The organism is Nitrospirota bacterium, from assembly GCA_040754395.1.
Taxonomy (GTDB): domain Bacteria; phylum Nitrospirota; class Thermodesulfovibrionia; order Thermodesulfovibrionales; family SM23-35; genus JBFMCL01.
On the sequence record JBFMCL010000002.1, the window covers coordinates 89,797 to 111,427 of the forward strand.

Sequence of the window (21,631 nt, forward strand, 5' to 3'; positions counted from 1 at the left end):
GCTCGTTCCCTGTCCATCATTTTATCAGCTGGTTGAGCTGGAATATCGGCAGAAGAATCGCAAGCACTATCAGGCCGACAATTACTCCCATGAAAAGAATCATTGCCGGCTCAAGAAAAGACAGCATCTGCCGGACCTTCCTTGAAAACTCCTCCTCATATGCATCTGCAGCCTTCTTCAGGACTTCAACCATCTTTCCGCTTCTCTCACCCGTTGCAACCAGCTGAAGAAACACAGGAGGAAAGCCCTCCAGTGAAGCAGCCAGCCTCGCTCCCTCTGCAACCCGCCTGCCAGCCTCTGTTACCCTGTTTTCGAGCTCCCTGTTCCCTATGGATTTCGCACTCAGTTCAAGTGCACGGAGAACAGGCAGACCTCCCTCCAGCAGAAACCCCAGCGACCTTGCAAAACGACCCAAATAAAGGCTCAGGACGATATTTCCCGGCAGACGCAGAATGAGCCTGTCCACCAGTGCGCTGTTTGTCTGCCGGACATGTTTGAGAAAAAATACCGTGCCCATGAAAAGCCCTATGAGGAGCCACCAGTAATTCTGGAAAATATCACTGATCGTTATCAGCACGACAGTAATGAAAGGCAGCACAGCTTCAGTATCTTTGAAAATTTTTGTTATCTTCGGTATGACAAAGGTGAACAGGAAAGACAGTACAATGAATCCCACGCAGATCATGAAGACAGGATAGATCATTGATGTCCTCACTTGCGACTTCAGACCGGCCTGGGTTTCCAGATAATCAGCAATGCGGCTGAGCACTCTGTCAAGATTCCCGCTTGCCTCACCTGCAGCGACCATGTTCACATAAAAAACCGGAAAGATCTTGTCATATTCTTCCAGAGCCTTCGAAAAACTTGCCCCTGCTGCAACTTTCTCCTTAATATCAACCAGCATATTTTTCCAGGAACCCCTGTTTTCCTCAGCAATCGAATTGAGGGCTTCCATCAGCGTTACCCCGGATGAGAGGAGAGTGGACAGCTGCCGTGTCGTTGAGGGAAGGAGAGCGGCATCAGCCCTGCCGAATATGTTTCTCCGCCCGCTGTACAGGGTTTCTCTTACATCTTTCGGGTAGAGCCCGGATTCCTTAAGCCGCAAGACCGCATCTTTCTGACTGCTCGCCTCGATCGTCCCTGCCACCTCAGAGCCGTCCGTTCTGTAGCCTTTATACTGAAATATCGGCATAATCCTTCTGGGTAACCCGTAAAACTTCTTCGAGAGTTGTTATTCCCTGCAGGACCTTTTCGATTCCGTCCTGCCGGAGGGTCCTCATGCCTTTTGAGATTGCATGCATTTTTATACGCTGTGAATCGATTTTGTCGCAAATCATTGGGCGGATTTCATTATCTATGACGAGAAGCTCAAAGATGCCTGTTCTTCCCAAATAGCCTTTGCCCTTGCATTTGTCACAGCCTGCACCGTGATATAACGTGTCAGGAGGTTTGCCGAAATACGAAAGCTCAGGCTCAGACGGCCGGTACGACACCCGGCAGGCGGGACATATCGTCCGAACGAGCCTTTGTGCAAGCACAACCGTCAGGGAAGAGGCGACAAGAAAAGGCTCGATGCCCATGTCGATAAGCCGGACAAGGGCGCTCGGCGCATCGTTGGTATGAAGGGTGCTCAGGACAAGATGTCCGGTAAGGGAGGCCTGCATGGCAATCTCTGCTGTCTCAATGTCCCGTATTTCTCCCACCATGATGACATCAGGGTCCTGACGGAGAATCGACCTGAGACCCGATGCGAATGTGAGCCCAATTTTCGGGTTTACGTGGATCTGTCCGATTCCCTTCAGCTGATATTCAATGGGGTCTTCAACTGTGATAATATTTTTTTCTTCAGTATGAATCCTGTTAAGCGCAGCATAGAGAGTCGTCGTTTTCCCGCTTCCGGTTGGCCCGGTCACGAGGATTATGCCGTCAGGTCTCTGCAGGTGTGCTTCGAGCTTTTTTCCGTCATCATTGCTGAACCCGACCTCCCAAAGCCCAAGAAGCCCCTGTTTTCTGTCGAGGAGTCTTAATACTGCCCGTTCGCCGTGAGACGTGGGGATTACAGAAACCCTGATATCGATATCCCTTCCGCCAAGAAGAAGCCGTATCCTGCCATCCTGGGGAAGTCTTTTCTCTGCGATGTCCAGATTGGACATTATCTTGATCCTGCTGATCAGCGCATCCTGAATTATCTTCGGCGGCGTCAGAACCCTGTGAAGCACTCCGTCCACCCTCAGCCTCACGTCAAGCTCTTTTTCATAGGGTTCGATGTGGATATCGCTCGCCCTTTCTTTCACCGCCTGGAGGAGGAGCGCATTGAGAAGGCGTATAATGGGGGCTTCCTCGGTGAGTTCGAGCAGATCTTTCGGTGCCTCAAACTCTGTCGCAACCGATGAAAGATCCTCTCCTGTAATGGTATCCATCACTTCCTCGGCAGAACCTATCTGCCCGTAAAACCTATTGATGGCATCAAGGATCAATCCCGGTGGAGCCTTCAACGCCCTCGCCTTCAGGCCCATAATCTTTGAGACTTCCGAAAGAGCAAGGAATCCCTTATCGTCTTCCACAGCCCCAACCAGTTCAGCATCGCGGATCTTAATCGGGAATATGTGGTTGTTCCTGACAAAACTGAGCGGGATATTCTTCAACAGGGAGAGTTCTACTTCTCCATCGTTTATCGCATCAATCGTTTCCATGGGCAATCATTCTTCATTCCGGGGAACAAAACTCCATACCCTTCATCTTGCCTTCTGTATCTTCATGAGATAGTTTGGTTCAGCGTATTCGATTTCTTCGTATTTATTGAAAACCTTCACCGCGTCCCTCACATCCTGTCCCTTTTTCAGTCGTATGCGATGAGGCCCCCGGGGTGTCAGCACCGAGATAACGGATGCCCCTTCGGCAGCAAGGATTTCCAATACCCTCCGATCCTCAACAGCATCCCTGAATTTCACCAGGGCTTCTCCCTGAACAAACATTTCTTCCGTCCTTGCGTAGTCAGCTTTTTTATTGTCCGTAAGCTTTGAAAGCTGTTCCGCTTCTTTGATGATATGCGGGGTAAGAAAAACTATCAGATTTGTCTTTTTCTTTCCGATCGATCTGTTCTTGAAAAGCCACCCGAGCAGGGGGATGTCTCCGAGCAGCGGCACCTTTGTCACGTTTTCCTCTTCGCGCTCCTCCATCAGTCCTCCGATCACGACCGTCTGATTGTCCTTCACAAAAACAGATGTCTTCGTGGAACGCTTTGTGGTGGTCGGTCCAACCGTCAACGTGACATCGGTTGATTCCTGTTTAAGTGCCGAGATCTCCTGAAATATATCGAGTTTCACATAATCGCCTTCTGCGATCTGCGGGGTCAGGCGCAGGGTGATGCCGACATCCTTTCTCTCTATGGTGCTGAACACTGACTGGGGCCTTGACGGGTCTGATTCTTTCTTTGAGATAAAGGGGACATTCTCACCGACGACGATTTCCGCTTCCTTATTGTCGGAAGTAAGAATCTGCGGCGTCGAAAGCACATTCACAGCTCCCCTGAATTCATTGAGGCTGAAAAGGGCAGCAAATCCGGGGACGCTGAGTGTTGAGGTGACCACTTCACCATCAGGCCCGATCGTGGAAATAGGGACGTCCAGAAAATTCCCCATACCTCCGGCAGTAAGCCCTGTCAGTCCGAAAAGGATATTCTGCATCGCAGAGGAGTCTATGGTGCCGAACCCGCCTACCGCAACAGGCTCGCCGTCTTTTTCCGCGATGATCCTCCATTTTGCGCCGAGTTCCTGCAGCCTGTCAATCGACGCCTCAACGATCATTGCCTCAACATACACCTGCTTTCTTTTTCTGTCCAGTTGTCTGATGACCTGCACAAGGTTCTGGTAGTCTGCCGGTGAGGCAACAATGACAAGGGAGTTCGTCGCCTTATCGGGAGAAATCGTGACCCTTCCTCCCGGTTCAAACGGACTTTTTGCCGCCTGACCTGCCTGTACCGGCTGCCCGGCACGGGGCTGGGAAGAAATACCGGTGATCATCCCCTCGAGCACTTTGGAAAGTTCGGCAGCATCCGCATATTCCAGAAAGTAGACATTGATCTTGCTTGTTGCTTCCGGAAGAGGAATATCGAGAAGTGCGATCATCCTTTTCATCGATTCCTTTTCCTGTTGATCAGCGATCAGAACAATGGCATTTAATCGCACATCCGCAAAGACACTGGCCCTCTGTTCCTCAACAGAATATCCTGTCACTGTTTCCCCGGGTCTCGGCGGACGTATCGCAGCAGTGTGGGTCCTGCTGCCCAGAGCAAGTGCCTCATTGATGATCTTTACGACATCCTCAGCGTTTGCATGTCTGAGCATGATCAGTTCCGGCTCCTCAATGCCGGGCTTGTCTATCGAATCGATGATTTGGAGAATTTTTTCGATATTCGCATATGAGTCAACAATCAAAAGCATGTTGCTCGGCCCGAAAGATGAAATGTGCCCGTCGCGCGAGATCAGGGGCTGAAGGAAGTTTACCGCTTTTGACGCGGATATCGCCCGCAGTTGCAAGAGCCGTGTGATATACGCATCGCTCACCATCCCCCTGCCGTCTTTCAGCAGTTCTGTGCCTGACTGTTTCGCCTGGGAAACGGGGACAATCTTGTATACCTTTCCTGAAGGAACAACCGTAAACCCTTTCAGTTCGAGGACAGAGGTAAAAAGACTGAAGGCGTCATCAACCGAGAGCCTCGAAGGCGCAATGATGGTAATGTTTCCCTTCACCTTTTCGTCGAAAACGAAATTCTTGCCGGTCACATCGCTGATGAACTTGACTACGACAGCGATATCCACATCAACAAAATTAAAGGTGACCTTCTTTTCCTTTGTTCTTGCAGCATCAGGGCGAGCCGGTACTTCTTTTGTTTCAGGAGCGGTACCGGCCTGTTCCGGGGCATGTCCGGCTGAGGGAGTCCCGGCAAATGAGAGGCAGGGAGAAATGTGCAACAAAGATAACCCTGCAACCAGCAGGCAGATGAGCCTCCGCAGAAATATTGCAGTTCTTTTACCGGTCTTCATATCCAGAAATCCTTTGCATAGTGAGAAATCGATAACGATTTGATTTTTCAGCCTTTATATTACTTTATCTGATAGGTCATTGTCATCCTTGCCCCTGACCTGATCAGATCAACCTGAACCCTGTCAAGCCCTCTCAGGGCAGTGAACGCCTGAAGGGCTCTCTCAGGATCTGAAATATCATATTCGTTGATCCTGAGAAGCACATCACCGTCCTGGAGACCAAGACTCTGGTAAATACCTCCCGTTTTGACCTCACTCAGTATAAAACCCTCTTCCCTTCCATCGACGAAATTCGGTTTGAGCCTTGCATCGGTCATCATCTGCCCAGGGTTGGTGATCGCCTGCTGCAGTCTTGCCTGATCCACCATATATGTCCCCCGCCCTATCCGCTGTGCAAACCCCGAAGGAGCACCTCCCATGCTGGCAGGTTTCGCAATTTCCCTGACCTTCACATCTTCAAGCAGAAAGTCAAACGCAGAATCTCCCTTTTTTATGATCGCCCTGTCTCTTTTGACCACAGACAGGGTTCCGAGACCGAATACTGATTCGCCGATCCTGAAAACTTCCTGCATTCCTGAATTGTCCTTGAACACTGCATACGTGAGTTCTCTGGGGCCGACGACGGTGCCGATCAGCACAAAATCCGTTTTCTGTGCCCGGTTTCCGGATACCACGGTCAGAACCCTGAGATTACCGCCGGGAAAACCGAAAGGGTTGTTTTTCAGTACCGGGGAATAATCTTCAAACGGGCTTTTCCGGTACGCTGCCTCTGTATCAACCGGTGCAGCGGTTGTTTTCCTGAGGTTTTTTTTCTTCTCAAAATAGTCAGAGACAATATCACGCCCTGTCAGAAGAACCAGGAGAAAAAGTCCCGTACATAATAAAAGGTTAAGGGCGGCTATGTTCCTCCTGCTCAGGATTACTGATTTCTGCATGACAGTATGTTATTCAATATACAATTGAATGTAAACACCGCAGTATTTATGCTGTTAATCTCTTGGAACAGCATCCACTATGAATAAAAAAGGGGACGGATTGAGAAATCGCCCCCCTCTCGCAATGCGTCTCTGCAATTACTGATGCCCGGATACCCTAAACTATCTCCTCCGTCTCATGAAGGCGATCAGGACAAGGGGTGAAAGCAACAGTGCCAGGTCTGCGGCTGCTGTTTGGCTATTCTGCGGTGCTCCTATTGCACATCCCCCGCCACCGCCACCGCTCCGGCGGCTCCCGGTACTCAGCGTTTTGACAGATACTTCTTCAGAATATGCGGAATTGCCTGCCAGAGCACTGAACGCCCTTACCCTGTACCAGTAGCCTGTGCCTGCGCTCAGTCCCGAGTCGGTAAAAGTGGTGGCATTCTGGCCAACCTGGGCGATCTCAATAAATGTTCCGTTGGAAACCCTTCTCTCTATTTTGTACCCTGCTTCCGCACCTGAATCGTCATGCCATGAAAGCCGTATCTCAGAAGTCGACAGTGCAGAAGCATGAAGGTTTGCCGGAGGACTGAGAGGCGTAATGGCAGATGTTTCGTTGGTGAGATATGATGGAGAATCCCCGAGATCATTATAGGCCTTAGCCCGGTAAAAATATCTTGTGCCATCGGCAAGTCCGCCATCCGCAAACGAATTTGCGTTTGCGGCAAGGGTGATGATCAGCGCATAAGAACCGCCTTCGGCTTTCCTCTCTATCCTGTATCCGTGTTCATCAGTCGCCCTCTCAGTCCAGGCCAGAGATATCTGGGAAGGAGACATCGGAGTTGCAACAAAATCCGTCGGTGCCCAAAGTGAGGACATCGCCTTAAAGGAGTTGATCCTCCCGGCGGTCAGGATCCATCCGTTCAGGGTAGGAAGGACATCGACATACCGAAGCACCATATTCCGGATGCTCAGATGACTGAGATGGGAATAGTATGCAGAAAGCAATCCCGCAAGACCTGATACGTGGGGGGCAGCCATTGAGGTTCCGCTCCCGAATTCCTTATCAGAATATCTATTCTGGGGAAGGGTGCTCAGGATATACACCCCGGGGGCAGCCACATCTACAGTAGTCGGGCCGAAGTTGGTAAAGGGTGTTCTCCTGTCATCCTGATCAGTAGCTGCGACTGAAATGATGTTGGGAAGATTGTACCCGGCGGGATAGACAGGCAGCAGATCGTTATTATCACCTATTCCATCATCCCCGCCGTTTCCGGCAGCAGCTACCAGAAGGGTCCCCGCGTTATTGGCAGCGGATATTGCATTGTACAGGGTGTTCGAAAATCCATACCCTCCAAAGCTCATATTGATAACCTTCGCACGGTTTGTTACCGCATACTGTATGCCGGCGGCGATATCTGCGTCAGACCCGTCTCCTTCGGCATTCAGGACCTTCACAGGAATCATGTTGACCATCCACATCACACCCGCGATTCCGTTGCTGTTATGTCCCTTTGCACCCGCAATCCCTGCCACATGGGTACCGTGGCCATGGTCGTCCATGGGGTCATTGTCAGTCGTTTTTGCAACCGCGCAACTGCCGCTTTCGTTGAACTGAGCGCAGGTAGTAAAATCCCATCCCTGGCAGTCATCGATATATCCGTTCAGATCATTGTCAATGCCGTCAAGACAGTTGGTCTCCCCAAGGTTTCTCCAGATATTCCAGACAAGGTCGTTGTGGGTGTAATCGATACCGCTGTCGAGTATCGCAATGATAATTTCCGGGCTTCCTATCGAGATCTCCCAGGCTTCAGTTGCCTTGATGTCTGCACCCGGAGTACCGTAGGCATACTGACCTGTATTCCATAACGCCCATTGATCCCGGAAAAAGGTATCGTTCGCCACGATAAACAAGGCTTTTCTGATATAGTTCGGCTCGGCATATTCAACGTTCGGGTCAGACATGTATGCAGTGATCGCTTCTTTGACAGATATCCCTTTTGCCAGTGCCACATGCTCAAGATTTGGAACAAGAGTATATCTTCTTATTACAGATGAGCCGACAGTCTGATGTGTCTTCACGGCTGATGAGGTTACCACTCCGGATTTGAATCTGACAAGGAGTTCTCCCTCTCTGTAGTTGCCTGCATCCATCTGCACCATGATGGACTGTGCACTCATTGTTGCACTGCCGGTTTTTGCTGAGGGCTCTGAAGAGATTTGTGCAGTTTTCTCACTGCCGCATGCAACAAGAATAAAACACACCAACAAAAAAAGAAATTTCTTCATGGTCTTGCTCCTTATATATATATTGCTTGGTCATTCATTCATGTGTCTCTGTGCAGAGCCATTTATGCTGCTTCACTTCATCCCACTCATTGAGGGAATCGAGAGGATTCTGAGTTCAATCCTCCTTTCCCCGCATATTTTCCCACAGTCAATCAGGGCGGGCTTTCGCCCGCCCAAAAAAAGTTATTGGATATTCACCGTCGAATTTACACTCTGCCCGAGTGAATCAACGACTATGATATTAAATGTTGCAGTCCAGCCGGTAAAGCTTGTGAACCTTACGGTAAAGACCGCCTGATTTGTGCCGGCGGTTCCGACTTCCGCTCCATTCGCCGTTATGCTCTGATCAATGAACGTCAGAAGTGTGTAGTACACAGTGTATGGGGCAACCCCGCCAGACACAAAATACTGCACGTCGACATCGAATGGGATAGCATTTCCTATTGCAAATGAAGTAGGCGTAATCGAAAGTGTCGATGTCGGCACCGTAATTGTCAGAGTCGCTGTCTTTGTGGTTCCGGTAGCATCTCTTACTGTCAGTGTAACCGTGCCCGCAGACGTAAACGCAGGGATAGTTACAATGAATGAATCCCCGCTTGCGGCAACATTCCAGGTCCCATCGCCTGGGGCTGAGTCATAGGCAATCGCAGCATTGCTTGAAGTGACCGTATAGGGAGCAACCCCGCTGTATATCGTGTAGGAGACTGTGCCGCCCGCAATACCGTCAATCGTCTGCGCACCCGGAAGGACAGTCAGTGCGGTGGTTACCAATACATCGGTCGTTGCGCTGACTCCGCCCGATGTCGCAGTGATTGTGCACGTGCCTTCTGATGAAGTTCCGGTATACTCAGCGTTCGCCACGCCATTTGCAGTCTGCGCAAAGGGGGTCACCGTTCCGCATGAAGCAATATAACTTACTGAAGTTCCGTCGGGAGCCGGACCGCCTGTGTTCAACACCACTGAAGCGGTGATGTCAGACGTGTCTTCAGGCTCAAGAACAGAAGGATTGGCAGTGACATTCACATTACTCACGACAACCGGCAGAAGGAACAACGATACAAGATTGGCAGCACCATTGTCCGCAGTCGCAGTGATGTTCAGAATCGTCCCGAGATTTCTGACCGCCGCAGGGTCCACCTGCACCAATACGGTTGTTTCCCCGTTCGCATTTGTGGTGCCGGTGCTCCCCAGAGGGAAGGAAGCCTCTGAACTGTCTGCCCCGAAAGTAACAGATGTCAGTGCAGCACGCTGACCGAACCGGTTGAAGACCGTTGCCCGCACAACCACCTGATTATCATTCGCGTTCTCAAAGAGCGTCAGATCACCCGGCTCATTATATATGCCGTCATTATCTCCGTCTACATCAAGCGTCATGAAAGGCTGAAGGTTAAGGGTTGTCGCAAAGAAGACAGTCTTTCTGTCCCGGACGATAGCCACTCCCTTATTGACCTCTGCCTGAATTGTGGCAAACCCCTGGACCGTAGACTTAAGGGTTACTGTTGCTATCCCGATATCGTTTGTTTTTGCAGATGTTGATGAGAGAACACCTATCGGTGAAAGGTTGGTAAATCTCACTGCAAGACGCCTGACCGGATTGCCGTTCCCGTCCAGGACCTTCGCATGCAGTGTTATCACCGTATTCGTTTGGGCGATAAAGTGAGAAGGCAATAACTGAACGATCGATGGTTTCCCGGGGTTTTCCCCTGCAGGAGAATTTGAAGAACCGGCTCCGCCGCCGCAATTGAGTGTACTGAGAGTCAAAGCCAGCAAAGTCAGTAATATGAAAAATTTTTTCATCTCTTCCTCCAAATAATTAATCACAATAATCGAACCAGCCGATCTGGAAGTCTGTTTGAGTCTTGAAAGAGAATTTGGTTCCGTATTCATTCTTGCCTTCAAACGTATATACTGCCGTATAGTTGTTGATATACGCGAGTCCGTGATTGAACTGCCCGGATAGGACATCGTCGTAATACTTCTCTTTTCTGAGCAGATCAACGAAGATAACGGTATCCTGCACAGAGGTAATACCGCTTCCCGAAGGAGCCGGAATCACGATTGTTTTGTACCGTGTGTCATGTTCGATCGGCGGGGCACCGATGGAGTCTGTTGAACGCTTGTATTCGACCGTATATTTTTCGACATAGAGGTTTCCTGCCTTGAAGGTTGCATTCGGATTCAGGAGTCTTGCCTCCATTGTTATGATTGCAGAGTGGTCAGTAAAACTTTCGAATACCGGCGGCGGACCCGGTTCACAGATATCCTGTACCACATCAACCGAATAGGTATTCTCTCCCAGATACTGGGGCACAACCGTTGCCTGCACCTGGACACCGGTATCCTCACTGCCGCGGCTTCCGGGTGACCCCGGTCCACCTCCACCGCACCCCCAGAAAAGGATACTGAGCAGCATACAGCATACAGCAAACGATACACTATGACGTCTTTTCATCTTGCCCCCTGTCTTCATATTGATATCCTCTTTAATAGTCTCTTTTATGTCTTTATGATTTTGTGACGATCCTTGGCGTAATGAATATCAGGAGTTCGCTTGTGCTTGATGTCTCCTTGTTACTTTTAAAAAGCCTTCCCAGAATGGGGATCTTCATTAACCCCGGAACTCCTGTCTCTGATTCATTCGTCGTGATTTTGTACATCCCGCCGATAACAATTGTTTCTCCGTCTTTTATGATGACATTGGTGTTCGCCTCTTTTTTATCGGTGCCCGGAACACCTTCCACTGAGGGGACCGTCGGATCGAGTTCCTCCTTCTTGATTTCTATGGACATCCCGATTGACTTGTCAGGAGTAATATGAGGAGTCACCACCAATTCCAGCGTAACATCCTTGAACTCTGTCGAGATTGTTCCCTCTGTGGTCAGCTTCCTTACAGGGATGCTCTTGCCCTGCAGAATCTTTGCCTTGCCATTGTCCACTGTAAGTATCTTCGGATTTGAGATGACCTTCAGGTTCCCTACTGATGCAATAGCAGAAAGCTGCAGGTCAAGACCGATAGTCCGCGCCGGATCGATAATTCCGAAAGTAAATCCGGAGCCGGACAGGGGACCTACCCCTTTCGCCGGAAAGTCCACAAGATAATTCCCTCCACTAAATGCGCCTGGTGCAGTAAGCGGAACTCCTGACAACCCGCCTATTGAAGCAAGAGTATTAGTCGATTGAAGGTTCATTCCCCACTGTATACCGAGTTCATGCTCGTTGCTGGTATTGACCTCAACAATCCTCGCCTCTATCAAGACCTGGGGAGTCGGTCTGTCGAGTGTTTCAAGAAGGTTTTCTACCTCCAGAAACACTGATGCGATATCCTTCACGAGCATACTGCTCGTGCGTCTGTCAACACTGAGACTTCCCCTCGGTGTGAGAATCTTGGAGTTGCGTATGGCTGCTTCTACAACTGTGACATCCGCATAGCTTATCGGAAACATCTTTGTTTCAAGCGGCTCCGCCTTTACAAGGGCGTCAAGCGCCTTTGCCTTTTCTTCGCTTTCCTTCGCGAATATAATATGCGGGGCGATCCTTATGATATTTCCCTCAATCGATTTGTCGAGGCTGAAGGTTTTCAGGATTGTGTCGAGGGCCTGATTCCACGGAACATCCCTGAACTTCATCGTAGCCTTGCCCTTTACATCGGGATGGACAAAAAGGTTGCACCCGCTTATGTCGGCAAACAGCCTGAATATCGGAACAATTTCCTGGTCCTGAAAATCAAAATTGACTGTCTCTCTCCCCTCGAGGAATGCCTGGCATTTCCCTTCTGCAGGAACCCGGGGCTTCGTTGCCGAAGGTTCCGGTACATCCTCAGTATCTGGCTCCGTCATTTCGGCTGCCGCTGATGTCGAGAGCTTCATTCCGGGTCTGGTCAAGGTTACGACAATCGAGTCGCCAATTGCCGCGACATCAAAATTTGTCCTCTCTTTCAGGTCAAGGACGAGCCTGACCATCTCATCATGTTTACCCTGGCGGATCCCCTTCACCGGTGAAACGACTGAGGATGGCATCGGTGCTTTCATCATGACATTGGGGATATCGATAACAAGACGGTCATCCAGGGGAAACACATTCGGAATCATTGTACCATTCCCCTTAATCAAAACCTTCACCGCTTCTTCGGAGGTATCGAAAGAAATATCTGATATCTCGGTTGCCTTTGGAAACTGCGGCTGGGCATGTCCAGGATTGTTGTGCCCTGCAGCCATTACTGTTTCTTTGCGCAATAAATCTGCAACTTTGATTTCACTGGCTGTATCCGCTGCACTGCCTTGAGAAGTGTCCTCTTTTATCAGTACTGTCAGCACATTGTTGTTGTATTCCTGTTCAACAAATGAGGGGTTCTGGAGCAGGATTTCGAGCCGTCCGAGGAGAGCGGGAGACTCAATCTGCAGGGGGACGATTTCTGTTATCCCGGCCTTGTGGGATACAATCTTTTGATTGAACGTTCCGATGCTCACCACAGGAAGATCTATGACCAGTCGGTACGGGTCTCCAGGTTTGTAAATGGTATAAATGAATGGTTCGTTCGCAGTGACTGTTATCTGATTATCCAGGATGTCAATGCCTGTAATGACCGTGGTATGACGGGATTGCAGTGCGTCTCTTTCACTCCCTGTTGTCGCACATCCCCAGAATGTACACAAAGAGCTCAGGATAATCACATATGCACAGCATATCATGATGTTCCGGAAACTCAGCAGGCCTTTATTCAATAATTCATATCTCCTGGTTTTTCGTTTCTGATTCATTCTTCTTCCCCCTTGTGGAGTTTCAATATCGAATCCCTTGGCTTTATTTCACCCCTGTAATCCTTGATATATTCCCTGATAACGACCCTGTCCTGTGTAATCTTTTCGACCTTCCCCCCCTGCAGCCCCATAATCATGCCTTCCGTTATCGTATAGGTTTTTTTGTCAGGCAACCGGATAAGGGCAAAATATTTGTCATTTTTCCAGGCGATCGCCATCAGATGTATCTCATCAAGGTCGTAACTCTCGAAAGGGCTGGCTCCCTTCTTTTTTGCCGGTTTCTGTTTTGGCAATACAAGAGAGAGAAAAGGATCCCGCCTGCCTCTCGCATCATACGCATATCCTTCAGGAACAACCGGCTTTTCTTCTTCTGCAGGAATTGCTTCCTTAACTTCAGCAGGCTTAACCTGCCCGGCCTGCGGCTTCTTTGCAGGCTGCTGATCCTTGCCGCAGGCGCAGAGAGAGAACCCGATGAAGAGGCATACCATGATGAGCGCAATCGTCAGCCTTTTCATTGCGCCCCGCCTCCACCTTGCTGAGGTGTGGTATCTTTCTTTGTCGGATCGGCTTCCTCGACTGCGGAAAAAGTGGTTGCATTGAAGGATATTCTGACATCCGCGCTTACCTTTTCCGGTTTCGGATCACTGAGCCTGATGTCAGAAATATTTACGATCCTGGTCAGTTTGGTGAGGCTGCTGAAGAAATACCCAAGGCTGTGATAACTTCCCAATAGCTCGACTTTTACAGGTATTTCATACACGATACCGCTCGGGTGCGTCTTTTTCTGCTCAGGTCTCCAGAGTGCCACCTTAAGGCCTGACCGTATGCACAGGTCAGAAACCTGTTTGAGCAGCGACGAGACCTCCTTTTCCTCCGGGAGCTGTTGCTTCAGCTCATGCAGCCTTTTCCTCAGTTTCTCATTCTCCAGTGTCAGTTCAGGCAGTTTTTCAGCCTTTGCCTGGTTTTTCGCAATTTCATTTTCCTGGGCCGCTATTTTCACCTCAAGGGCCTTGATCTCTTCCCGTGCAGGAGAAATAAAGATAAGATATCCCGCAATGACAATGATCAGGGCAGGAATGCAGGATATCAGTATTTTCCCGTATAACGGCAATGCCTTAAAGTTTATATCGAGTTTCAGGGCCATGCTATGCCTTAATCTTAAATGTTAACTTAAAAGAATATACAGGAATCTGTTCGAGTGCCTCACTCTTTGATTCCTGCAGGTACACCTCGGCAAACATCTGTGAATTCTTTATGTTGTCAACATAGGTAACGATATCGGTGTTTGTAAAGCCGAACCCGTCAAGATTTATATTCCCCCCCGCAAATGTCATGCCGCGCAGCCAAACCCCGTTCGGCATCAGCGAACTGACTTCATCAAGGATCTTAACGGGAACACTCTTGTTCTTGCTGAGTTGCTCGATCAGATCGCTCCGATCCCTGAAGTCTTTGTTGCGTTTCTCAAAATCCTCAACCGCCTTTATCTTTTCCTTGAGCTCCGCTATCTTTTTTTCATTGGCTGCAAACTGATTCTTTTTTGCAGAAAGCCGCGAGGTAAAGAAAAAAGCGAGGTACGCTGTTATGATACATATGACGAGCGTCCCGAGAACAGCCCCAATCAGAAAAGACGGCAGAGGCTTGGCCTTCTTTTTCCTCTTCACCGGCAAGAGATTGACTTTTATCATCTGTCTCCTGACCTCCTCAGGGCAAGTCCTGCAGCGATAGCCGCAATCGGCGCCATTTCCTCAAGATATGTCGGATCAAATTTTTTGGGTATCCTGATATTCTTGAAAGGCTGCATGATTTTCGTCTCAACCCCTATTTTTTCCGCAATAAGTTTCGGAAAATCTTTTATCAGCGCACAGCCTCCGCTCAGTATTATTTCGTTGATTTCCTCATGAAAGTACTCAAGCGAGCGATTCACCTCGCCAATGATTTCTTCGGATGCCAGTTCCATGACCGAATATGCGTCCTGTGAAGCGATATTTTCCACCGCTTCTCCCTTTTTAAGTCTTTCGGCAACATCATATGTCAGATTGAATTCCCGCTGAAGCACTTCGGTGTGCAGATTGCTCCCGACCGCGCTGTCCCTCGTAAAGACAGATATGCCCCCTTTCAGGATATTCATATTGATCGTGCTTGCGCCGATATTTACGAGTGCGATATTCTTGTGCGGTTCGATTTCATAATTGATCTCATAGATATTCTCGAGTGCAAACGAATTCACGTCAACGATCTGGCAGTTAAACCCGGCCTCTTTGACCACGGTGATGTATTCATTGATGATGTCTTTTTTTACCGCGACAAGTATGACATCCATCTGCCCGGGTTCTTCCTTCGGCCCGAGTATCTGGAAGTCCAGGTTGACGTCTTCAATGTCAAAAGGGATATACTGTTCTGCCTCAAATTTTATCGATTCGGACAGTTCTTCTTCTGTCATGTCAGGAAGCGCAACCCTTTTGATGATGACAGAGGAATGCCCTGCGATGCTGATGGTAACGTCTTTAGTCTTTATCTTTGCCTTTCTCGAAAGTTCCTTCAGGGAATCGACAAGGCGAAGGGAATCGATGATCGAACCATCAACAATCAGTTCGGGGGGGAGAGGGATCATGTCAAACAGCTCGAGTTCGTACCCGCCCTTGGTATCCTTAAGCTGCACAGCCTTCAGATAACCCGAGCCGATATCTAAGCCAATGGAACTTTTCGCACCAAAGAGCATAGCATATGATTACCAGAAAAAATATGTCTTGTCAAGTTTTTTTTAATCTTAATAGGCAGATGGAGGGCAAATATTAATAAATTAGTTTAAGTTTGTGACCCAGATCACAAAATAAAAACAAACATTGTGGAACGGAACAGCAGGTTCAGGTTATCACAGAGGAATCAAGTAACCGCTCTATCTTTACAGTACCATTTTCAATTTTTCCTATTCCAAACAGCCGCTTATCAGGGGTCTTGAGTCTGACATAACCATTTGTTGAATATTCCCTTCCTTCCTCTTCCCATCTGAGAAAAGAGTAACTGTCCGTGGTCAGCGGGAATGATACGCCGTTTCTGGCTTTGCGGAAAGACTCTTCGGTGAGGACTATTTCTCCGAGATGCGAGAGGGCATCGTCCATGGACAGGAATGCCCGGTCTGTGTGCAGCAGATCCCCCATGGGCACAGAATCCTCCAGCCTGAAACGTCCTGTTTTTGTCCGCTGTAATGCAACCATATGCGCGCCTGTTCCGAGAGCGTTGCCGATATCATCGCACAATGTCCGGATATAGGTCCCTTTGGAACAGCCAACTCTCAGCTCAACATATGGCAGGGTGAAACCAGTGAGGGAGATGCTGCTGATATGCACTGACCTTGCAGGTCTGTCAATGCTGATCCCCTTTCGTGCGAGCTTGTAAAGCGGTTTCCCGCCGACCTTGACCGCAGAAAACATCGGGGGCGTCTGTTCAATATTACCCTGAAAACTCTTCAGAATGCGATGCAGATCCTTCTCTCCGACAGCCTGGAAGTCTCTTGTTTCGAGTGTCCTGCCTGTTGAATCGAACGTATCGGTTCTTTCGCCGAGTTTCAACCGGACATGATACTCCTTTTCGAGGTCCGATAAAAAACGCGTGATCTTCGTTGCCTCGTTCAGACATACGAGAAGCACACCTGTCGCTATCGGGTCGAGCGTGCCGGCATGCCCTGCTTTCTTCGCAGAGAACAGTTTCTTCACCCGAAGGACAGCCTGCTGTGAAGAGATATTTTCAGGTTTATTTAAATTGATGACGATATTCATAGTGGCGCGCCCAGGAGGATTTGAACCCCCGACCTGCGGATTCGTAGTCCGACGCTCTATCCAGCTGAGCTATGGGCGCATATGGTTTGCATGTATTGTAACATGTCGCTCCGGAGAATCGTGAAATAATTCTGGGATTGAATTCCGCTGCAGGTTTTACCGTGATAATGCACAGGTAACCCTGGGGGAATGCAGGAGTACAGATAGTGCAGCCTTCGTGCGTCTGATAGCGAGTTTTGAAAATGAATGCTGATTGTCTGCAATATTGGCAAAATTTTTTGTATGCTAATATATATTAAGCAAAAAGATAAATTTCCAGGATATATTCAAACAGTGAGAATCCCGGGAATTTTTCGATGTATTGAGAATTAATTGCTCCAGTTGTTCCCGGTGGTTTAATGCTATTGCTGGGAGTAATCATCTTACAGGGCACAGGTGAAGAAGAACAAGAATCATATGCATAATCTTCTCAAACGTCAACTGAAGAAATGCTTTGGAGACACAAGCAGCTTTCCGACCGATTGGCAAAAATTCATCGAAGCGGTCAACAGTGCCTACATGCAATTCGATGTCGAGAGGACCATGCTGGAACGCTCACTCGAACTGAGTTCTCAGGAATTGCTTCAGGCGAATTCAGAAATGAGGGCCCTCATTCTGGCGTTTCCGGATCTCCTGTTCAGAACAGATGCCACCGGTGCAATCCTCGACTTCAAGACCGGCAGTAAAACGAATCTCTATCTTCCTTATAAAGACCTGATAGGGAAACGCATTCAGGACATTCCCCTGAAAGACGTGAGCGCACAGTTTCAGGAAGCAATCAGCCGGGTTCAGATGACCCAGGCTATTGCAAGCATTGAATATCCGCTCATGATACAGGGACATGAACATTATTACGAAGCGCGGCTGGTCCCACTGCTTGAAAATCAGATTATGATAATCGTGAGAAATATTTCTGACCGGAAAATGGGGGAAAAAGCTCTCCGTGAAAGCGAAGAAAAATACCGGAGCCTCATAGAAAATGTCAATATCGGAATATACCGGCATTTATTCACTCCCGATGATCTCTTTGTTCAGGCAAATCCCAGTATGCTGAAAATATTTGGCTATGGCTCAATAGATGCGTTTACAGGAAGCACCATGTCGGACCTTTTCACGGATTCGGATGAAACACGGCTTTTCGCTGAAGAGATACGGCAAAAAGGGTGTGTGAAAGACAGGGAAATGCGCCTGAAGAGAAAAGATGGCACACAGATATGGGCCTCGGTAACCGCAAATGCCCAATATGATAAAAACGGGAATATTGCCTGGATAGATGGTGTGCTTGAGGATATCACTGAACGGAAAAGACTCGAGGAACAGCTTTTGCAGGCGCATAAAATGGAGGCAATCGGCACCCTTGCAGGCGGCATAGCACACGATTTCAATAATATTCTGACGGCAATAATGGGTTTTGCAAGCATTCTGAAAACCACTCTCATCGAAGATGCTTATTCGAGGGACTGCGTTCATGAGATCCTTGCTTCATCAGAGAAGGCTGCTGAGCTAACAAAAAATCTCCTCGCATTCAGCAGAAAACAGGTCATAAGCCCCAAGCCTGCAGACATCAATCTCATCATACAAAAAGTCGAAACACTCCTTTTAAGGATTATCGGCGAAGATATTGAACTGAAAACAGTTCCTGCAGCTGAAAATCTGACAGTTCTGGCAGACAGCGGGCAGATAGAACAGGTACTCATGAATCTTGCAGGAAATGCCAGGGATTCGATGCCTGACGGAGGCACACTCACCATAGGAGCTGAACGTATTGAACTGGACAAAGAATTTATTCATACATACGGCTATGGCAGGCCAGGACTGTATGCCGCGATTACCCTTGAAGACACTGGTTCCGGCATGGATGAGAGAACGAGGGAGAGGATTTTTGAGCCTTTTTTTACCACCAAAGATATAGGCAGAGGTACAGGCCTTGGTCTCGCGATGGTATACGGGATCGTCAAACAGCATGAAGGATATATTAATGTATACAGTGAACCAGGCAAGGGCACGAGGTTCAGGATATATCTTCCCTTAATACCACCAGAGCGTGTTGAATCCGAGCCAGGATTTCCTTACACACCGCCAAGGGGGGGAACAGAGACAATTTTACTGGCAGAGGATAATAGTTCGGTCAGGAAAATCACGAAAGGCATCCTTGAACGTTCAGGGTATCAGGTTGTAGAGGCTTCTGACGGAGAAGAAGCCATCAGCAAATTTCTCTCACACAAAGATATCATCCAGATGCTTGTCCTTGATATAATTATGCCAAAGAAAAGCGGCAAGGATGTCTATGACCTCATAAAACAGACAAGACCGGATATCCGGGCAGTTTTTATGAGCGGATATGCCTCGGACATTATTCATAAAAAAATCATCCTCGAAGAAAGTACGGCATACATCACAAAACCGGTTTTACCGGACAAACTCCTGAGGACGGTAAGAGAGATACTGGATAAATAATGTCCCTTTTCTGAACTCTGATATATTGATCTGCTCTCTTCTTATCCCTTCTTTATTCCTTCTTTCAGGATGATGCCATATTTCGCATGTTCGAAAGGATGTATCGAAGGAACCTTTGAAAACAACCAGCCCCATTTTCTGCCGGGATCCGGGAAGATCTGTTTTTCGTTCTCAAATACCCTAATGCCAAGGGCCGGATTTCTTGGCTCGTTCGACCCGGAAGTGAGCGAGAGACCATCCATCTTAAAATCAGGCAGGAAATCCCCGACATGTATCCGGAGACCGGAATTTGGAACCGCAAAGTCACTATTTAATTTTACGGTATATTCCTGTTTTGTCTTCGAAACCTTATCTTCGATAACCAGTTTTGCCCCGCTCCATTTTCCCTTCACTGTCTCAGGGATAACGACTTTTGTTTGTCCCTTCGGCATCATCATGCCCGGCTGCCCCATCTGCTGTCCGGGGGGCATCTGTCCGGGGGGCATCTGTCCGGGGGGCATCTGTCCGGGGGGCATCTGTCCGGGAGGCATCTGTCCGGGAGGCATAATGGGTCCTGTTGCGATAGGTTCCTGCGTCTGAGTTGCAGGAGGCTGGGCCTCTTTCTGCTTACAGGCAGAGAATATAAATAGCACACACACACACATGGTTAATACAAAGTATCTTTTCATCATTTCCTCCTTTGTAAATATAATCACCATTCTGTTCAGCACATGCGTTTGCTGTAGTTTTCTGGCGGAGAGGCAGGGATTCGAACCCTGGGTGGGGTTTTACCCCCACAACCGCTTAGCAGGCGGCTGCCTTCGACCAACTCGGCCACCTCTCCCTAAAGCTATATATACTAACAGCTTAAAATATGCTTTGTAAATATTGGAACCCACACTTCTGCAAGAGGCGATTTGCACATCCGTACAACAGGTTAGCTGATATCTCTGTGGACAATGTTCAGGTCTATCGGGTGTCTCTTCAGGTGCTCCTGCAGTTTGACAACAATAGCCGGTGAACGGTGATTTCCACCTGTGCAGCCTATCCCGATGGCAAGGTATGACCTGCCTTCCCTGATATAGAGTGGGATAAGAAAATCGATAAATTCTTGCATTTTCTTGACATACGTCTTCGATATGACGGTTTTGAATACATAGTCAGAGACCTTTTTATCCGTCCCCCTGAGCGGTTTTAATTCAGGAATGAAGTTGGGATTGGGAAGAAATCGTGCATCAAAGAGCAGGTCGATATTCTGGGGAACCCCCAGTTTGAAACCAAAGGAGATAAGCACAACCGTCATCGCTTTTTCCCCTGTCTTGACTGAATAGAGAGAGGTAATAAGCTGTCTCAACTGGTGCGGGGAGAGGGAGGATGTATCGATAACCCGGTCGGCAGCCTCCTTCAGGAGGGCAATTCGCTCCCTTTCGGTCTGTATCGATTCTTCGAGGGTTCCTCCGAGCGGATGCGGTCTCCGGGTCTCCTTGAACCTCCTGATAAGCACATCTTTTTCTGCCTCAAGGAAAAGGACTTCAGTCCTGTATTGCTTTCCCAGTACCTTCAGGACATCGCTGATCCCGGACAAGAAGCCTTTCTCCCTTATGTCTATACCGATGCCAATCTTCCTGATATCACGGTTTTTTCCCACGATGGAGATGAACGATCTGATAAGTGCGATAGGAAGGTTGTCGACGCAGAAAAAACCTGAATCTTCGAGCGCCCTTAAGGCAACAGTCTTTCCAGATCCTGAAAATCCGGTAATTATCACTATATGCGGTCGCATAAAATAAGGCGCCTTTATAAAACAGCAACCGGGAAAACCGGAGGGAGTCCCGGCCTGATCTCGCTATTTTACCGGTTCAATGAGCCCGAAATTCCCGTCTCTTCTGCGGTAGATGACATTGATATCCCCGCTGTTGTCATTGGTAAAAACAAAGAAGGTCTTATCAAGAAGTTCCATCTGCATCGCCGCCTCATCCGGGCTCATCGGCTTCAGTTCAAACCTCTTGTTTTTGATGATCTTGCCGACCTCAGGGGCAATGGCAATTTCAGGAGACAGGGCTCCGGGTTTCCCTTCGGACTTCCTGTGGGAAACAAGTTTTTCTTTGTATTTTTTTATCTGTCTCTCGAGTTTTTCCGCTACCTCATCAATCGAGGAATATATATCGCCTGTTATTCCTTCAGCCTGTATCAGGACACCGTTCACCTTGAGCAGAACCTCTACTTTATGCCTGTATTTTTCCACACTGATAGTAACATTAGCCTCCGAAATATTGGACAGATAACGGTCAAACCTCTTGATCTTCTTTTCTGCATAACTTTTGAGGGCAGGAGTCACTTCAAGCTGTCTTCCTGTAACAATAATATTCATA

17 protein-coding genes and 2 tRNA genes are annotated in these 21,631 nt (G+C 48.5%); 1 reads left to right on the top strand and 18 read right to left on the bottom strand.

Annotation, left to right across the window (positions count from 1 at the left end; all coding sequences use genetic code 11):
• Positions 1-16 precede the first annotated feature (16 nt).
• From AB1552_01620 to AB1552_01685, 14 genes are all read right to left on the bottom strand, one after another.
• Positions 17-1,192 carry a type II secretion system F family protein gene (locus AB1552_01620; GenBank protein ID MEW6052474.1) on the bottom strand — a complete coding sequence of 392 codons (1,176 nt, stop codon included), beginning with the start codon at positions 1,190-1,192 and terminating at the stop codon, positions 17-19.
• Positions 1,173-2,693 (bottom strand): type II secretion system ATPase GspE, encoded by a 1,521-nt coding sequence (gene gspE / locus AB1552_01625; GenBank protein ID MEW6052475.1) that lies wholly within the window; start codon positions 2,691-2,693, stop codon positions 1,173-1,175. The genes AB1552_01620 and gspE overlap by 20 nt, the downstream gene beginning before the upstream one ends.
• A 42-nt stretch (positions 2,694-2,735) precedes the next feature.
• The gene (gene gspD / locus AB1552_01630) at positions 2,736-5,045 is read right to left on the bottom strand and encodes a type II secretion system secretin GspD (GenBank protein ID MEW6052476.1); all 2,310 of its coding nucleotides are present in this window, start codon (positions 5,043-5,045) and stop codon (positions 2,736-2,738) included.
• 59 nt (positions 5,046-5,104) lie between these two features.
• A complete protein-coding gene (locus AB1552_01635) occupies positions 5,105-5,980 on the bottom strand; it encodes a type II secretion system protein N (protein MEW6052477.1) in 876 nt (291 codons plus the stop codon).
• 162 nt (positions 5,981-6,142) lie between these two features.
• The gene (locus tag AB1552_01640; protein ID MEW6052478.1) at positions 6,143-8,251 is read right to left on the bottom strand and encodes a S8 family serine peptidase; all 2,109 of its coding nucleotides are present in this window, start codon (positions 8,249-8,251) and stop codon (positions 6,143-6,145) included.
• A 183-nt stretch (positions 8,252-8,434) separates the two neighbouring features.
• Positions 8,435-10,048 carry an Ig-like domain-containing protein gene (locus tag AB1552_01645; GenBank protein ID MEW6052479.1) on the bottom strand — a complete coding sequence of 538 codons (1,614 nt, stop codon included), beginning with the start codon at positions 10,046-10,048 and terminating at the stop codon, positions 8,435-8,437.
• Positions 10,049-10,064: 16 nt separating this feature from the next.
• Positions 10,065-10,721, bottom strand: a complete 657-nt coding sequence (locus tag AB1552_01650) for a hypothetical protein (GenBank protein MEW6052480.1) — start codon at positions 10,719-10,721, stop codon at positions 10,065-10,067.
• Positions 10,722-10,755: 34 nt separating this feature from the next.
• On the bottom strand, positions 10,756-13,008 hold the full coding sequence (pilQ, locus tag AB1552_01655) for a type IV pilus secretin PilQ (GenBank protein ID MEW6052481.1): 2,253 nt from the start codon (positions 13,006-13,008) through the stop codon (positions 10,756-10,758).
• Positions 13,005-13,523, bottom strand: coding sequence for a pilus assembly protein PilP (locus AB1552_01660; protein MEW6052482.1), 519 nt, complete (start codon positions 13,521-13,523; stop codon positions 13,005-13,007). Before AB1552_01660 ends, pilQ begins: the two co-directional genes overlap by 4 nt.
• Entirely contained in the window at positions 13,520-14,152 is a 633-nt protein-coding gene (pilO, locus tag AB1552_01665) for a type 4a pilus biogenesis protein PilO (GenBank protein MEW6052483.1), read from the bottom strand. Before pilO ends, AB1552_01660 begins: the two co-directional genes overlap by 4 nt.
• A 1-nt stretch (position 14,153) precedes the next feature.
• Positions 14,154-14,693: a PilN domain-containing protein gene (locus AB1552_01670; protein ID MEW6052484.1), complete on the bottom strand. Its 540-nt coding sequence runs from the start codon at positions 14,691-14,693 to the stop codon at positions 14,154-14,156.
• Entirely contained in the window at positions 14,690-15,727 is a 1,038-nt protein-coding gene (gene pilM / locus AB1552_01675; GenBank protein ID MEW6052485.1) for a type IV pilus assembly protein PilM, read from the bottom strand. The genes AB1552_01670 and pilM overlap by 4 nt, the downstream gene beginning before the upstream one ends.
• Before the next feature lie 145 nt (positions 15,728-15,872).
• Positions 15,873-16,784 (bottom strand): tRNA pseudouridine(55) synthase TruB, encoded by a 912-nt coding sequence (gene truB, locus AB1552_01680; protein ID MEW6052486.1) that lies wholly within the window; start codon positions 16,782-16,784, stop codon positions 15,873-15,875.
• Positions 16,785-16,786: 2 nt separating this feature from the next.
• Positions 16,787-16,863: transfer RNA gene (locus AB1552_01685), tRNA-Arg, on the bottom strand.
• A gap of 377 nt (positions 16,864-17,240) precedes the next feature.
• On the opposite strand from AB1552_01685, the gene AB1552_01690 reads away from it, so the two are divergent.
• A complete protein-coding gene (locus tag AB1552_01690) occupies positions 17,241-19,280 on the top strand; it encodes a PAS domain S-box protein (protein MEW6052487.1) in 2,040 nt (679 codons plus the stop codon).
• Positions 19,281-19,321: 41 nt separating this feature from the next.
• On the opposite strand, the gene AB1552_01695 is transcribed toward AB1552_01690, so the two are convergent.
• From AB1552_01695 to raiA, 4 genes are all read right to left on the bottom strand, one after another.
• A complete protein-coding gene (locus tag AB1552_01695; protein MEW6052488.1) occupies positions 19,322-19,825 on the bottom strand; it encodes a DUF2155 domain-containing protein in 504 nt (167 codons plus the stop codon).
• Between the two features lie 185 nt (positions 19,826-20,010).
• A tRNA-Ser gene (locus AB1552_01700) sits at positions 20,011-20,103 on the bottom strand.
• 93 nt (positions 20,104-20,196) lie between these two features.
• Entirely contained in the window at positions 20,197-21,042 is an 846-nt protein-coding gene (rapZ, locus tag AB1552_01705; protein MEW6052489.1) for an RNase adapter RapZ, read from the bottom strand.
• 63 nt (positions 21,043-21,105) lie between these two features.
• Positions 21,106-21,630 carry a ribosome-associated translation inhibitor RaiA gene (raiA, locus tag AB1552_01710; GenBank protein MEW6052490.1) on the bottom strand — a complete coding sequence of 175 codons (525 nt, stop codon included), beginning with the start codon at positions 21,628-21,630 and terminating at the stop codon, positions 21,106-21,108.
• Position 21,631: the final 1 nt, after the last annotated feature.

Bases quoted from the DNA above. Each gene is read 5' to 3' on its own strand.
- raiA (MEW6052490.1), bottom strand. From the start codon at position 21,630: ATGAATATTATTGTTACAGGAAGACAGCTTGAAGTGACTCCTGCCCTC.
- pilM (MEW6052485.1), bottom strand. From the start codon at position 15,727: ATGCTCTTTGGTGCGAAAAGTTCCATTGGCTTAGATATCGGCTCGGGT.
- rapZ (MEW6052489.1), bottom strand. From the start codon at position 21,042: ATGCGACCGCATATAGTGATAATTACCGGATTTTCAGGATCTGGAAAG.
- AB1552_01660 (MEW6052482.1), bottom strand. From the start codon at position 13,523: ATGAAAAGGCTGACGATTGCGCTCATCATGGTATGCCTCTTCATCGGG.
- AB1552_01670 (MEW6052484.1), bottom strand. From the start codon at position 14,693: ATGATAAAAGTCAATCTCTTGCCGGTGAAGAGGAAAAAGAAGGCCAAG.
- AB1552_01695 (MEW6052488.1), bottom strand. From the start codon at position 19,825: ATGCCTCCCGGACAGATGCCTCCCGGACAGATGCCCCCCGGACAGATG.
- pilQ (MEW6052481.1), bottom strand. From the start codon at position 13,008: ATGAATCAGAAACGAAAAACCAGGAGATATGAATTATTGAATAAAGGC.
- AB1552_01645 (MEW6052479.1), bottom strand. From the start codon at position 10,048: ATGAAAAAATTTTTCATATTACTGACTTTGCTGGCTTTGACTCTCAGT.
- pilO (MEW6052483.1), bottom strand. From the start codon at position 14,152: ATGGCCCTGAAACTCGATATAAACTTTAAGGCATTGCCGTTATACGGG.
- gspE (MEW6052475.1), bottom strand. From the start codon at position 2,693: ATGGAAACGATTGATGCGATAAACGATGGAGAAGTAGAACTCTCCCTG.
- truB (MEW6052486.1), bottom strand. From the start codon at position 16,784: ATGAATATCGTCATCAATTTAAATAAACCTGAAAATATCTCTTCACAG.
- AB1552_01640 (MEW6052478.1), bottom strand. From the start codon at position 8,251: ATGAAGAAATTTCTTTTTTTGTTGGTGTGTTTTATTCTTGTTGCATGC.
- AB1552_01620 (MEW6052474.1), bottom strand. From the start codon at position 1,192: ATGCCGATATTTCAGTATAAAGGCTACAGAACGGACGGCTCTGAGGTG.
- AB1552_01635 (MEW6052477.1), bottom strand. From the start codon at position 5,980: ATGCAGAAATCAGTAATCCTGAGCAGGAGGAACATAGCCGCCCTTAAC.
- AB1552_01690 (MEW6052487.1), top strand. From the start codon at position 17,241: ATGCATAATCTTCTCAAACGTCAACTGAAGAAATGCTTTGGAGACACA.
- AB1552_01650 (MEW6052480.1), bottom strand. From the start codon at position 10,721: ATGAAGACAGGGGGCAAGATGAAAAGACGTCATAGTGTATCGTTTGCT.
- gspD (MEW6052476.1), bottom strand. From the start codon at position 5,045: ATGAAGACCGGTAAAAGAACTGCAATATTTCTGCGGAGGCTCATCTGC.